Consider the following 14,321-nt stretch of genomic DNA (forward strand, 5'->3'; position numbering starts at 1 on the left):
GTCATGGCTGAATATCAGAACCTCTTCACGAGCGTGCAGGTCACGGCGCCGTCCTATCCCGGCGTGTCGCTCGGCCGGGATGAACACGAGCGCGTCGGCGGCACGACCCACGTGCACCTGCTCGGTCGCATCGGCGATGCGCAGATCGGGCCGATCTACCTCGGCTGGCTGGGCATCTGCTCGCTGCTGTGCGGCTTCATCGCCTTCGAGATCATCGGGCTCAACATGTGGGCCTCGGTGGGCTGGGACCCGATCCAGTTCGTGCGCCAGCTGCCCTGGCTGGCGCTGGAGCCGCCGCCACCCGGCTACGGCCTGAAGCTGCCGCCGCTCAACCAGGGTGGCTGGTGGCTGCTGGCGGGCTTCTTCCTGACCGCCGCGATCCTGCTGTGGTGGGCCCGCATGTACCGGCGCGCCCGCAAGCTCGGCATGGGCACGCACGTGGCCTGGGCCTTCGCCGCGGCGATCTGGCTCTACCTGGTGCTGGGCTTCATCCGCCCGGTGCTGATGGGCAGCTGGGGCGAGGCGGTGCCGTTCGGGCTGTTCCCGCACCTGGACTGGACGGCGGCCTTCTCGCTGCGCTACGGCAACCTGTTCTACAACCCCTTCCACATGCTCAGCATCGCCTTCCTGTACGGGTCGACGCTGCTGTTCGCGATGCACGGGGCGACCATCCTGGCGGTCAGCCGCTACGGCGGCGAGCGCGAGATCGAGCAGATCACCGACCGCGGCACCGCCAGCGAACGGGCGGCCCTGTTCTGGCGCTGGACCATGGGCTTCAACGCCACGATGGAGTCCATCCACCGCTGGGCCTGGTGGTTCGCCGTGCTGTGCCCGCTGTGCGGCGGCATCGGCATCCTGCTGACCGGCACCGTGGTCGACAACTGGTTCCTGTGGGCGGTCAAGCATGGCGTGGCGCCGTCCTATCCGGCGGTCTTCCCGGCGGTCGTCGACCCGGCCCTGGTCGGTGGGGTGACGCCATGAACGCCGTCGCCACACGACGCCTGGCCGGCTTCGGCCGGATGCTGCTGCGGGGCCTGGCCGGCCCGGCCTGCCAGCAGCCGATGCAGGCCCACCTGCCGCAGCCGGCGGTGGTCATCGAGGCCTGGATGCGCGCCAGCATCGAGGTCCAGCAAGGTTCGTCCGACGCCACGCCCAGCCGCGTGCGCACCGGCAGGGCCGCACACGCCGTTCACCTTCAGGGAGCGCACGCATGAAGCTGCTCAGCCTTGGCGTGTCCCTGATCGGGCTCACGCTGCTCGCCGGATGCGAGCGTCCGCCGATCGACACGGTGCAGCGCGGCTACCGCGGCACCGGCATGGAACAGATCTACAACCCGCGCACGATGGCCGAACAGGTCAGCCTGAACGCGGCGCCCGAGGCGCTGCCGCCAGCACCGACCGATGGTCCGAGGGCGCGCGACGTGTTCCAGAACGTCAAGGTGCTGGGCGACGTCAGCGTCGCGCAGTTCACCCGGACGATGGCCGCGATGACCGCCTGGGTCGCGCCCGAGCAGGGCTGCGTCTATTGCCACGATCCGCAGAACTTCGCCGACGACAAGCTCTACACCAAGGTCGTGGCGCGGCGCATGCTGCAGATGACGCAGACCATCAACGCCGACTGGAACAGCCACGTCGGCGCCACCGGGGTGACCTGCTACACCTGCCACCGCGGCCAGAACATCCCCAAGGAAGTCTGGTTCAAGCCGCCACCGCCACGCGGCGCGAACAGCTTCGCGGGCGACCGGGCCGGGCAGAACGCGCCGGCCACCACGGTCGGGCTGACCGCGCTGCCAGGCGATCCGTTCACGCCCTTCCTGCTGGAAGCCGAGCCGATCCGCGTCCAGGGCGACCAGGCCCTGCCGGCCGGCAACCGCCAGTCGACCAAGCAGGCCGAATGGACCTACGGGCTGATGGTCCACATGTCCAGCGCGCTGGGCGTGAACTGCACGCAGTGCCACAACAGCCGTGCCTTCGGCTCGTGGGAGAACAGCTCGCCGCCGCGCGTGACCGCCTGGCAGGGCATCCGCATGGCCCGCAGCCTGAACCGCGACTTCATGGTGCCGCTGACCGACACCTTCCCGGCCCACCGCCATGGCCCGACCGGCGACGTCGCCAAGCTGAACTGCGCCACCTGCCACCAGGGCGCGCACAAGCCGCTGTACGGCGCGCCGATGGCCAAGGACTACCCGGAGCTGCTGGGCAAGGGTGGGGCACCGGCGGCAGCACCTGCGGCGGCAGCCTCGGGCGTCTCCGCCTCGGTGATGGCGCCGGCGGCCAAGCCGGTTGCCGTGCCGGGTTCGCCAGCCAAGGTGGCGCTGCGCCAGCCCTGATCCCATCAGGCGGCCATCGGGCGGCTATCGGGCGGCAAGCCCGACCAGCGCCCGGCGCCCCGCACCGCCCCGCGCTCCCGAAGCCTCGACGCCGTCCTCCGTGACGGCGTCGGCGCTCAGGCCGCGGCCGGCAGATCCCCGGCTTCCAGCCGCGCGACCATGAAGTTGGCGGCGGCGGTGATGTGCTCGCGGGCCAGGCCCTCGGCCAGCGCGGCGTTGCCGCTGGCGACCGCCTCCAGCATCCTCTCGTGCTCCTGCCAGATGTCGCGCGGCTTGTCGTCGCGCAGCAGCACCTGGCCCATCACGCGCTGCATGTAGGTCAGGTGCGGGGCGAGCGTCGGCGCGACCAGCGTGTTGCCCGACAGCTCGTGGATGAAGCCGTGGAACTTCATGTCGGCCGCGATCATGCGCGGCACCGAGCCGCTGGCCACCGCCTTGCGGCCGGCCTCGACCAGCGCCGGCCCGAGCTTGCCGGCCCGATCGGCATTGCGCTGCGCGGCCTGGCCGAAGGCCATGCCCTCGATCACCGCGCGCATGTCGTACATCTGGCGCACGTACTGCGGATCGAGCGGCGCGACGATCAGCCGCCGGCCTGGCGCATCGCGCAGCACGCCCTGGCTGAGCAGCAGCGCCAGGGCCTGCTGGACCGGCTGGCGCGACACGCCCAGCGACTCGGCGATGCGCTCCTGCACCACGCGCTCGCCCGGGGGCAGCGCACCCGACGCGATCTCCTGGAGGATGGCGTCGCGGACCTGGTCGACGAGGTTGGGCTGGGCAGTCAGTTGCTTCATGAGCGGGCTCTCGTGACGTCTCGGCGGCCTCGGGGCGGGGCGCGCCTGCACACGGCCATTCTAGGAGGCCGCACCACCATGATGTAGCCGGGTACATCCTGAGTGCTGCCGCCAGAAGACAGAACTCTGAATTCAGAACCCACTCGGGATAACACTGCTGTCAGAACTCTGAATTCAAAAATAGGATCCGCTCCCATGAACCGCCGAGAGGCCGCCGACTGACCCCGTTCAGACCGGTGCCTGACCTGAACGAGCCTGATGGAGAGCCGTCCATGCCGTCCCCGACGCCCCGAACCCATGAACTTCACGCCAACGCTGGCTGTGGCTGCACCTGCAAGGCCGCTGCGGCCGCTGCGGCCGTCGACGCGCCGCGCCGTCGCCTGATCCAGATCGCGGCCGCCGGCGTGGTGGCCCCGCTGGCCTTCGCCGCCGCACCGGCGTGGTCCCGCCCGCAGGCCGGCGACCTGCTGGTCGAGGAGGACGCCGAGGGCACGCCCGCGCCGCTGCGCCTGGCCGACATCCCGATGGGCAAGCCGATGCTGGCCTTCCCCTACGACGCTGCCGGCAAGAAGGCGCGTGACGAGACCCGCCTGAACAAGGTCGCGCTGATGCGCTTCGCCGAGGCCGATCTCGATGCCGAATCACGCGCCCGCTCGGCTGGCGGCGTGCTGGCCTTCTCGGCCATCTGCACCCACCAGGGCTGCGACGTGAAGACCTGGTCCACCAAGGAGCAGGTGCTGATCTGCTTCTGCCACTCGTCGAAGTTCCGCCTGCGCGAAGGGGGCGTGGTGGCCAGCGGCCCGGCGACGCGTCCGCTGCCATCGCTGCCGCTCAAGCTGGTCGGCGACCAGCTGGCCATCGCCGACGGCTTCAGCGCCGCTCCGGGCGGCCAGCCGGCCTGAGCCGGGCGGGGCAATTCCTAGCTTCCCAGCTTTCCCGATTTCCCGATTTCCCGTGTCCAGGCTGCCCCGAACGAGGGCGGCAGGGACGTCCCTTGCCCCTTCGAAGCCCATCCCAAGAGGAGACAACCGTGAACCCCAGCCTCAACCGCCTCGCAGCCTGCCTGGCCGCCGCCCTGCCGGCGCTGGTCTCGCTGCCCAGCCTGGCCGCACCCGCGACCTACACGCCCGTCACCGACGCCCGCCTGGCCAACCCGGAACCGGCCAACTGGCTGCAATACCGCGGCAACTACCAGGGCTGGGGCTACAGCCCGCTGAGCCAGATCACCGACAAGAACGTCGCCAGGCTGCAGCTGGCCTGGGCCTTCACGACCGGCCAGACCGAAGGCCACCAGTCGCCGCCCATCGTCAACAACGGCTACATGTACGTGACCACGCCGGGCGCGCAGGTCATCGCGATGGACGCGGCCGCCGGCACCGAGCTGTGGCGCTGGAAGAAGGAGCTGCCGGGCGACCTGATGCAGCTGCACCCGACCAACCGCGGCGTCGCGCTGTACGGCGACAAGGTCTATGTCGCGACGGTCGATGCCCACCTCGTGGCGCTGGACGCGAAGACCGGCAAGCAGGTCTGGCAGGCCGCCGTGGGTGACCCCAAGGCGCTGCAGTACATCACCCTCGCGCCGCTGGCGGCCAAGGGCAAGATCATGGTCGGCTCGTCCGGTGGCGAGACCGGCGTGCGTGGCTTCGTGGCGGCCTTCGACGCGGAGACCGGCAAGGAAGCCTGGCGCACCTACACCACCGCCGCACCGGGCGAACCCGGCGGCGACACCTGGCCCGGCGACACGCACAAGAACGGCGGCGGCAGCATCTGGATCACCGGCACCTACGACCCGACCAGCAACCTGGCCTACTGGGGCACCGGCAACCCGGCACCGTGGCCGACCGAGGGCCGCAAGGGCGACAACCTCTACACCACCTCGGCCATCGCGCTGGACGTGGACAGCGGCCGGGTCAAGGGCCATCACCAGTACCACCACAACGATGCGTGGGACTGGGACGAGGTCTCCGCGCCGGTGCTGATCGACACCGAGGTCAAGGGCCGCAAGGTCAAGGCCGCGATCCACGCCGGCCGCAACGGCTACCTGTGGATGCTGGAGCGCCAGACCGACGGCAAGATCGGCTTCATCGACGCGCTGCCCTATGTCCACAACGACGTCTTCAAGTCGATCGACAAGGTCACCGGCCGTCCGACCTACGACGAGAGCCGCAAGCCCGGCATGGGCAAGGCGGTGGGTTTCTGCCCGTCGCTGTGGGGTGGCAAGGACTGGCCGCCCGAGGCCTGGAACCCGAAGACCGGCCTGTTCTACATCCCGGCCAACAACAACCTGTGCGCCGAGCTGCCGGCGGCCGAGCCGACGAAGTACAAGAAGGGCGACCTCTACATCGGCTACCCGATCGAAGGCGTGCTGGGCAGCCTGCGCTACAAGGATGGCAAGAAGCCCGGCACGATCGGCGAGCTGCAGGCCTGGGACCTGAAGACCGGCAAGCTGGCCTGGGTCCACAAGTTCGACACCCACCTGTGGGCACCGCTGCTGACCACCGGCGGCAACCTGCTGTTCGCCGGTGGCACCAACGACCGCCAGTTCCGCGCCTTCGACGCCAGCACCGGCAAGGTCCTGTGGCAGCACGCCATGCCCTCGGGCGTGACGGCGGTGCCGACCTCCTTCGAGGTCCATGGCGAGCAGTACATCGCCGTGCAGGCCGGCTGGGGCGTCGACGCCCAGCGCATGCAGTCGGGCATCGACAGCCTGACCGGCCAGCCGCACAGCGTCCCCCAGGGCGGCACGGTGATGGTCTTCAAACTGGGGAAGTGAACCCCCCCCCGGAGCGCCCAAGGGCGCTCCCCCCCAGGGGGGCGCCGCTGGCGGACCGGCGGAGCCGGATCCGCGGCGGCACGGGATGAAGAGCAGGACTGTCTGGCGCCTTGTCTTCACCGCCCCCGATTTCTCGTCTGACGCATCCAACAGGAGAGCACCATGGACAAGTTCGAACGCAACTACATCGACGGCGAGTGGGTCACGCCCTCGTCGACCCGCACGATCAACGTGCTGAACCCCTCGACGCTGGAGAGCATCGCCACGGTGCCCGATTCCGACGCGAGCGACATCGACCGCGCGGTGGCCGCCGCCCGTGCCGCCCAGCCGGCCTGGGAGCGCCTGCCCGCCATCGTGCGTGCCGGCCACATCCGCGCCGTGGCCAACAAGCTGCGCGAGCACAAGACCCGCCTGGCGCGCCGCATCTCGCTGGAGCAGGGCAAGATCCTGCCGCTGGCCGAGGTCGAGATCGACTTCACGGCCAACTACATGGACTACATGGCCGAATGGGCCCGTCGCATCGAGGGCGAGATCCTCAACAGCGACCGTCCCGGCGAGACCATCTATCTGCACCGTCGCCCGATCGGCGTGGTCGCCGGCATCCTGCCGTGGAACTTTCCCTTCTTCCTGATCGCCCGCAAGATGGCGCCGGCGCTGGTCGCGGGCAACACCATCGTGATCAAGTCGAGCGAGGAGACCCCGCTCAACGCCTTCGACTTCACCGAGCTGCTGGCCGAATGCGGCCTGCCCAAGGGCGTCTTCAACCTCGTCAGCGGCGGCCGTGACACCGGTGCCCGCCTGGCCGAGCACAAGGACGTCGGCCTGATCTCCTTCACCGGCAGCGTTGGCACCGGCATGCGGATCATGGAAGCGGCCTCGCGCAACCTGACCCGCGTGAACCTGGAGCTGGGCGGCAAGGCACCGGCCATCGTGCTGGACGATGCCGACCTCGACCTGACCGCCAACGCGCTGTTCAACTCGCGCGTGCTCAACACCGGACAGGTCTGCAACGCCGCCGAGCGCGTCTACGTGCAGCGTGCCGTCGCCCAGCCGCTGGCCGAGCGCCTGACCCGCCTGATGTCCGAAGCCCGCTACGGCAACCCGCTGACCGACAGCGCGCTGCACATGGGCCCGCTGATGAACCAGACGGCCGTCAACAAGATCGCCGGCCTGGTCGATGCCGCACGCCAGCAGGGCGCGCAGGTGCTGACCGGCGGGCGCATCGCCGACCGCCCGGGCTTCCACTACGAGCCGACCGTGCTGGCCAGCTGCTCGGACGACATGGCCGTCATGACCCAGGAGATCTTCGGTCCGGTGCTGCCGCTGCGCGTGGTCGACGAGCTGGACGAGGCGCTGGCCCTGGCCAACGACTCCGAGTTCGGCCTGACCTCGTCGGTCTTCACCCGCAACCTGAACCTGGCGATGAAGGCCACCCGCGAGCTGCGCTTCGGCGAGACCTACGTCAACCGCGAGCACTTCGAGGCCATGCAGGGCTTCCACGCCGGCCGCCGCAAGAGCGGCATCGGCGGCGCGGACGGCAAGCACGGCCTGTACGAGTACATGGAGACCCAGGTGGTCTACCTGCAGACGCCGTGAGGCGCCGTGCCGCAAGGCACTGACCGGCCGCCGCGTGCGGCCATTCCTTGGGACAGGAACGACGGAAGGGGCCTTGTGCCCCTTCTTTCGTTTCGGGCCCGACCTTCCGGGTCCGACATCGTCGTTGCGGCCCCGACATCGTCCTGCCGGTCCTCGCGCTGGCACCGACCCGCAACAAGGCCCGCGCGGCGGAGCCGGCGGGCCTGGAAGACGAGGTGTCGAACGTCAGGACGGCCTGCGCCGCCGCTGGAGGGCCTTCATTCAGGCATGGGACTGGGCGGCCAGGCGGTCACGCAGCACGCGGTGCAGGATCTTGCCGGTCGCCGTGCGGGGCATCTCGGTCTCGGCCACGAAGCGGATCGCCTGCGGGCGCTTGTAGCCGGCCATGCGGCTGCGGCACCACTGCAGGATCTCCTGCTCGGTGGTCGCCTGGCCCTCGTGCAGCACGACCACCGCCTCGACCGCCTCGCCCCACTTGTCGTGCGGCACGCCGATCACGGCGACGTCCTTGATCATGGGGTGCGTGCCGAGGATGCTCTCGACCTCCGACGGGTACACGTTCTCGCCGCCGCTGATGATCATGTTGCTCTTGCGGTCGACCAGCGTGATGTAGCCGTCGGCGTCGCGCAGGGCCATGTCGCCGACCGAGCACCAGGCGCCGCGGAAGGCCTCGGCGGTCTTCTCGGGGTTCTTCCAGTAGCCGTCGAAGACATAGGGCGTGCGCGAGTACAGCTCGCCGACCTCGCCGTCGGCAACCTCGCGCCCTTGCGCGTCCAGCAGCCGGATCGCGCCGGAACCGGCCCATTCGCGGCCGACCGTGCCGAGCCGGTCGATCTGTTCCTCGGGCCGCAGCAGCGTGACCCAGCCGGCCTCGGTCGAGCCGTACAGCTCGTAGAGCCGGCCGTTGCGGAAGTGCTGGAGGATGGCCAGCTTGGTGTCGCGCCGGGCCGGGGCCGACGAGATCATCAGCTTCTCGACCGCGCCGACGTCGTGGCGCGCCTTCACCTCGGCCGGCAGGGCCAGCATCATGATGTAGTGGGTCGGCACCAGCGAGGTGAAGGTCACGCGCTCGCGTGCCAGCGTGGCCAGCAGCGCCTCGGGGTCGAAGCTCTTGCGGTCGTCGATCACGCAGGTCGCGCCCAGGTGCGTGAAGGTGTGGCTGAAGTACAGCGAGTTGGCATGGCACATCGGCATCACCAGCAGGGCGGTGTCGTGGCGCGTGAAGCCCATCTCCAGGGCGGTCGCCAGGGCGATCAGCGTGTTGCCCTCGTGGCTGCGCACGGCGCCCTTGGGGCGGCCGGTGGTGCCCGAGGTGTACATCAGCGCGCAGGGGTCGGCCGGGCGCACGTCCTCGACCTCGGCGGCCAGGGCGGCCGGGCTGACCGAGCCGATCAGCGCCTCGTAGCCTTGCCAGCCCGAGGGCGTCGCGGCCTGCGGCACGGCGGTCGAGAAATGGATCCAGCCGCGCGGGGCGATGGTCTTGAGCTCCTCGCGCAGCGGCGTCACGCGGTCCAGCAGGTCGTCCTGCACGATGAAGGCGCGGGCCTCGCAGTGCTCGGCGATGTAGGCGATCTCCGGTGCCGTCAGGCGGAAGTTGATCGGCACGGCGACCAGCCCGGCGCGGGCCAGCGCGGCATACATCTCCATCCATTCGACGCAGTTGTAGGCCAGCAGCGCGACCCGGTCGCCCTTGGCCAGCCCCAGCTCGCGCAGGCCGGCGGACAGCCGGGTGGCGCGCTCGTGCCATTGCAGGAAGGTGAGCGAGCGCCGCGAGTCGCGGGCACCGAGCTTGTGCGGGTGCAGGCGGGCGTGGGTGGCCACGGCATCCGCCACGGTGAGCAGGTGGTTCATGGAAGTCTCCGGATGAGGGTGGCGCGCGCGTCGCGGCGCGGCACGCAGGACAGCCTGACGGCGATGCGCCGATGTTAGAACTCTGAATTCAGAACGCGATTCGGGATTCCACCAAAAAAGGAACTCTGAATTCAGAATACGATTGCGCCAGATCGGGACGGAAGGCCGTCCCGCCGACCTGCCGCAGCGCGGCGCCCGACCCCCGACACGCGATACGCGATACGCGACACCGCCACAGGAGACGAAGATGGAACTGACCCGCAGACACTTTCTGGCCAGCAGCGCCGCCACCGGACTGGCCGCCTGCAGCGGCGTCGCGCTGGCGCAGGGCGGCCGGGCGGCCGAGTTCAAGCTGAAGCTGGGCACCGACCTGCCGGCCACGCACTCGGTCAACGTGCGGCTGCAGGAGGCGATTGCCGCCATCGCGGCGGAGTCCAAGGGACGCGTGGCCATCGAGCTGTTCCCGAACAACCAGCTGGGCAGCGACTCGGACATGATGTCGCAGATCCGCTCCGGCGCCCTGGAGCTGGCAACCTTCCCCGGCACGGTCATGTCGACGCTGATCCCGGTCACCGCCATCAGCGGCGTGGGCTTCGCCTTCAGCGGCTACGACAAGGTCTGGGCGGCGATGGACGGCGCGGTCGGCAACCACATCCGCGCCGGCATCGAGAAGATCGGCCTGGTGCCGTTCTCGACCGTCTGGGACAACGGCTTCCGCCAGATCACCACCAGCACCCGGCCGATCCGCACGCCCGAGGACCTGAAGAACTTCAAGATCCGCGTGCCGGTCGTGCCGCTGTGGGTGTCGATGTTCAAGACCATCGGCGCCGCACCGGTCAGCCTGCCGCTGGCCGAGGCCTACCAGGCCCTGCAGACCAAGGTCGCCGACGGCCAGGAGAACCCGCTGGCGCTGATCGAGTCGGCCAAGTTCTACGAGGTCCAGAAGTACTGCTCGCTGACCAACCACTCGTGGGACGGCTTCTGGTTCGTCGCCGGCGGCAAGGTCTGGAAGACCCTCCCGGCCGACCTGCAGCAGGTCATCACGCGCCACATCAACGCCGCCGCGCGCAAGCAGCGCGACGACATCGCGCGGGCCAACGTCGACCTCCAGAAGCAGCTGGAGGCGAAGGGCCTGGTCTTCAACGCGGTCGACAACTCGGCCTTCCAGAAGGCGCTGTCGACCGGCGGCTTCTACGCGCAGGCCAAGGAGAAGTTCGGCCCCGAGGCCTGGGCGCTGCTGCAGCAGTTCGCCGGCCAGATCGGCTGAGGCGCACGACATGAGCGCCGTCATCACCCCCGCTGCGGGACTGGACGTTCCGGCCCTGCCGGCCTCGGCGCTGCGCCGGGGCGCGGCCGGGCTGGACAGGATCCTCGGCTCGACCCTCGAGGCGGGCGCCGGCCTGCTGATCGTGGCCGAGATCGCCATCCTGTTCGCGGGCGTGGTGGCGCGCTACTTCCTGGACACGCCGCTGGTCTGGTCGGACGAGGCCGCCTCGCTGCTGTTCCTGTGGCTGGCCTGCCTGGGCGCGGTGGTGGCCTTCCGGCGCGGCGAGCACATGCGCATGACCGCGCTGGTGGCCAGTCTGCCACCGTCGTCGCGGGCCTTCCTCGACACGGTGGCGACGGTCGCCTCCATCACCTTCCTGGCGCTCAACGTCTGGCCGGCCTGGGAGCATGCGGTCGACGAGGCGATCGTGACGACGCCGGCACTCGACATCTCGGCGGCCTGGCGCGTGTCCGCCCTGCCGGTCGGCCTGGCGCTGATGGCGCTGATGGCGCTGCTGCGGCTGGTCACCACCGCCCGCACGGCCCACGTCGCCGGTGCGGTCGCGACGACCGTCCTGGCCTGCGGCCTGCTGGTCGCCGCGCGGCCGCTGTTCCAGGACCTGGGGCAGCTCAACCTGGTGATCTTCTTCGTCGGCATCACCGCGGTGACGGTGCTGATCGGCGTGCCGATCGCGGTCAGCTTCGGCCTGGCCACCTTCGGCTTCCTGTCGCTGACGACGAACCTGCCGGTCGGCGTCATCGTCGGCCGCATGGACGAGGGCATGTCGCACATCGTGCTGCTGTCGGTGCCGCTGTTCGTCTTCCTGGGCCTGCTCATCGAGATGACCGGCATGGCCCGCGCGATGGTCGCCTTCCTGGCCGCCCTGCTGGGCCATGTGCGTGGCGGCCTGCAGTACGTGATGCTGGGCGCGATGTACCTGGTCTCAGGCATCTCGGGCTCCAAGGTCGCCGACATGGCGGCGGTCGCGCCGGTGCTGTTCCCGGAGATGCGCCAGCGTGGCGCCCGCGACGGTGACCTGGTCGCGCTGCTGTCGGCCAGCGGCGCGCAGACCGAGACCATCCCGCCCAGCCTGGTGCTGATCACGATCGGCTCGGTCACCGGCGTGTCGATCGCCGCGCTGTTCACCGGTGGCATGCTGCCCGGCCTGGTGATGGGCGTGGCGCTGTGCGCGGTGATCGGCTGGCGCTACCGCGGCGAGGACCTGTCGCACGTGCGCCGGGCCAGCCTGCCAGTGATCGGCCAGGCGCTGCTGGTGGCGCTGCCGGCCATCGCGCTGCCCTTCATCATCCGCGCGGCGGTGGTCAACGGCGTGGCCACGGCCACCGAGGTGTCGACGCTGGGCATCGCCTACGCGCTGCTGGCCGGCCTGCTGATCTACCGCCAGAAGGACTGGTCGCGCATCGGCCCGATGCTGGTCGAGACGGCGGCGCTGTCGGGCGCCATCCTCTTCATCATCGGCACCGCCACCGGCATGGCCTGGTCGCTGACGCAGTCGGGCTTCTCGCGCGGGCTGGCGCAGGCGATGGCCTCGCTGCCGGGCGGCCCGGGCATGTTCCTGGCCGTGTCCATCGTCGCCTTCGTGATCCTGGGCAGCGTGCTGGAGGGCATCCCCGCCATCGTGCTGTTCGGCCCGCTGCTGTTCCCGATCGCCCGCCAGGTCGGCGTGCACGAGGTGCACTACGCGATGGTGGTGGTGCTGGCCATGGGCGTGGGCCTGTTCGCGCCGCCCTTCGGCGTGGGCTACTACGCCGCCTGCGCGATCGGCCGGGTCGACCCGAAGGACGGCATGCGGCCGATCGTCGGCTACGTGCTGGCGCTGCTGGCCGGCCTGGCGCTGGTCGCGGCCGTGCCGTGGATCTCGACCGGCTTCCTCTGACCGCAGCGATCTGCCTGAACCCCTGACCCACCCGATCCACCTGACCCGCCCCGGCGGCCCCCCGCGATGACCAACCCCCAGATCTCCGAACGCAGCGCCGCCGCGCTGGTGGCGCGCTTCCTGAAGGCGCGTGGCGTGGACCGCGTGTTCGCGCTCTGCGGCGGCCACATCATGCCGATGTGGATGCGCCTGGACGCCGAAGGCATCCGCATCGTCGACGTGCGCGACGAGCGTGCCGCCGTCTACATGGCCCATGCCCATGCCGAGCTGACCGGCGGGCTGGGCGTGGCGATGGTGACGGCCGGCCCCGGCGTGACCAACGCGATGACCGGCATCGCCAATGCCTACGTCGCCCGTGCGCCGGTGCTGGTGCTCAGCGGCACGCCGCCGCGCGCGCAGGAAAACCGCGGCGCGTTGCAGGACATGGTCCACACCGACTTCGTGCGGCCGCTGACCCGCTACGCCCGCACCGTGCGCGAGCCTGAACTGGTGCTGCAGGAGCTGGACGAGGCGGTCGCCCGCGCCCTCGGCGAGGCCGGCGGCGAGCCCGGCCCGGCCTACCTGGACTTCCCGGTCGACACGCTGCGCGCCGATGTGCCGGCCGCCGTGCAGCTGCCCGAGCTGCTGGCGCCCAAGCCGCGCCATCGCCTGCGCCCGGAGCCGGAAGCGATCGACGCGGCGGTCGAGCTGCTGTGGTCGGCGAAGCGGCCGCTGGTCATCTCCGGCCGGGGTGCCAAGGGTGCCGGCCCGCAGCTGACCCGCCTGCTGGACGCGCTGGGTGCGCTCTACCTCGACACCGGCGAGAGCCGCGGCCTGGTGGCCGAGGACCATCCCGGCGTCGTCGCGGCGATGCGCGGCTCGGTCATGGCCGAGGCCGACGTGATCCTGACCGTTGGCCGCCGGCTCGACTTCCAGCTCGCCTACGGCTCGCCGGCGGTGTTCGGTGCGGCCCGCTTCGTGCGCATTGCCGACTGCGCGGCCGAGCTGCGCGACAACCGACGGGGCGCGGCCGAGATCCTGGCCACGCCGGCCGAGGCGCTGGCCGCGCTGGTCGAACGGGCGGGCGATCGACCGCCGGCGGTCGACCGCGACTGGGCCCGCAGCGTGCGCGAGAAGCACCAGGCGCGGGCTGACAAGCTGGTCGCCTCGATGCGCCAGGCGCCGGACGGCCCGGACGGCCTGATGCACCCGAACCGCCTGATCGCCGCGCTGCGCGAGGCCCTGCCGGCCGATGCCATCGTGGTGGCCGACGGCGGCGACTTCCTGAGCTTCGCGCGGGTCGGCCTGCCGGCCTCGACCTACCTCGATCCGGGCTCGCTCGGCTGCATCGGCGTGGGCACGCCCTTCGGCGTGGCGGCCAGCCTGGCCTGCCCGGGCCGCACCGTGGTGGTCGCCACCGGCGACGGCGCCTTCGGCTTCAACGCGATGGAGATCGACACCGCCGCACGCCACCACGCGCCGCTGCTGATCGTGGTGGCCAACAACGGCAGCTGGGCCATCGAGGTGCGCGACCAGCAGGAGACCCACGGCAAGGTGGTCGGCACGCGGCTGCAGTTCGCCGACCATGCCGGCATGGCGCGCGCCTTCGGCCTGCATGCCGAGCGCGTCATGCAGGCGGCCGACCTGGGCCCGGCGATCGCCCGGGCGCTGGCGGCCGTGGCCGACGGGCAGGCTGCGCTGCTTGACGTCTTGGTGACACCCGATGCAGCCTCTTCCGATGCAAAGTCGGGGCTGGCCTGGGTGCCCGACCTGCAGGCGCTGGGCGCCTGGGACGAGGCCGAGCGGGCCTGGCGGCGCGGCTGACCCGCCCACGACCG

General features: G+C 70.7%; 11 protein-coding genes. 9 read left to right on the plus strand and 2 right to left on the minus strand.

What is annotated here, in order from left to right:
* Window positions 1-3: 3 nt before the first annotated feature.
* From pufM to pufC, 3 genes are read left to right on the plus strand one after another with little or no spacing between them, the layout of a single operon-like run.
* The gene (pufM, locus tag Q8X39_RS12220) at window positions 4-981 is read left to right on the plus strand and encodes a photosynthetic reaction center subunit M (protein ID WP_305749961.1); all 978 of its coding nucleotides are present in this window, start codon (window positions 4-6) and stop codon (window positions 979-981) included.
* Window positions 978-1,214 (plus strand): hypothetical protein, encoded by a 237-nt coding sequence (locus tag Q8X39_RS12225; RefSeq protein ID WP_305749962.1) that lies wholly within the window; start codon window positions 978-980, stop codon window positions 1,212-1,214. Before pufM ends, Q8X39_RS12225 begins: the two co-directional genes overlap by 4 nt.
* Window positions 1,211-2,329, plus strand: coding sequence for a photosynthetic reaction center cytochrome PufC (pufC, locus tag Q8X39_RS12230; RefSeq protein WP_305749963.1), 1,119 nt, complete (start codon window positions 1,211-1,213; stop codon window positions 2,327-2,329). Before Q8X39_RS12225 ends, pufC begins: the two co-directional genes overlap by 4 nt.
* Before the next feature lie 116 nt (window positions 2,330-2,445).
* Here the strand turns inward: pufC and Q8X39_RS12235 are convergent, their stop codons facing one another.
* On the minus strand, window positions 2,446-3,120 hold the full coding sequence (locus Q8X39_RS12235) for a GntR family transcriptional regulator (protein ID WP_305749964.1): 675 nt from the start codon (window positions 3,118-3,120) through the stop codon (window positions 2,446-2,448).
* Between the two features lie 272 nt (window positions 3,121-3,392).
* Between Q8X39_RS12235 and Q8X39_RS12240 the strand changes: the two genes are divergently transcribed.
* The 3 genes from Q8X39_RS12240 (at window position 3,393) to aldA (ending at window position 7,489) form a co-directional block, all read left to right on the plus strand.
* Window positions 3,393-4,022 (plus strand): QcrA and Rieske domain-containing protein, encoded by a 630-nt coding sequence (locus tag Q8X39_RS12240; RefSeq protein ID WP_305749965.1) that lies wholly within the window; start codon window positions 3,393-3,395, stop codon window positions 4,020-4,022.
* 128 nt (window positions 4,023-4,150) lie between these two features.
* Window positions 4,151-5,893 carry a PQQ-dependent dehydrogenase, methanol/ethanol family gene (locus tag Q8X39_RS12245; RefSeq protein ID WP_305749966.1) on the plus strand — a complete coding sequence of 581 codons (1,743 nt, stop codon included), beginning with the start codon at window positions 4,151-4,153 and terminating at the stop codon, window positions 5,891-5,893.
* A gap of 162 nt (window positions 5,894-6,055) precedes the next feature.
* Entirely contained in the window at window positions 6,056-7,489 is a 1,434-nt protein-coding gene (gene aldA / locus Q8X39_RS12250) for an aldehyde dehydrogenase (RefSeq protein ID WP_305749967.1), read from the plus strand.
* Window positions 7,490-7,750: 261 nt separating this feature from the next.
* Here the strand turns inward: aldA and Q8X39_RS12255 are convergent, their stop codons facing one another.
* Window positions 7,751-9,340, minus strand: a complete 1,590-nt coding sequence (locus Q8X39_RS12255) for a class I adenylate-forming enzyme family protein (RefSeq protein ID WP_305749968.1) — start codon at window positions 9,338-9,340, stop codon at window positions 7,751-7,753.
* 247 nt (window positions 9,341-9,587) lie between these two features.
* On the opposite strand from Q8X39_RS12255, the gene Q8X39_RS12260 reads away from it, so the two are divergent.
* From Q8X39_RS12260 to Q8X39_RS12270, 3 genes are all read left to right on the plus strand, one after another.
* A complete protein-coding gene (locus Q8X39_RS12260) occupies window positions 9,588-10,607 on the plus strand; it encodes a TRAP transporter substrate-binding protein (protein ID WP_305749969.1) in 1,020 nt (339 codons plus the stop codon).
* Window positions 10,608-10,617: 10 nt separating this feature from the next.
* Entirely contained in the window at window positions 10,618-12,504 is a 1,887-nt protein-coding gene (locus Q8X39_RS12265) for a TRAP transporter large permease (RefSeq protein ID WP_305749970.1), read from the plus strand.
* Window positions 12,505-12,570: 66 nt separating this feature from the next.
* Entirely contained in the window at window positions 12,571-14,307 is a 1,737-nt protein-coding gene (locus Q8X39_RS12270) for a thiamine pyrophosphate-binding protein (RefSeq protein ID WP_305749971.1), read from the plus strand.
* Window positions 14,308-14,321: the final 14 nt, after the last annotated feature.

Source organism: Leptothrix discophora (assembly GCF_030705305.1).
Lineage (GTDB): Bacteria > Pseudomonadota > Gammaproteobacteria > Burkholderiales > Burkholderiaceae_C > Sphaerotilus > Sphaerotilus discophorus.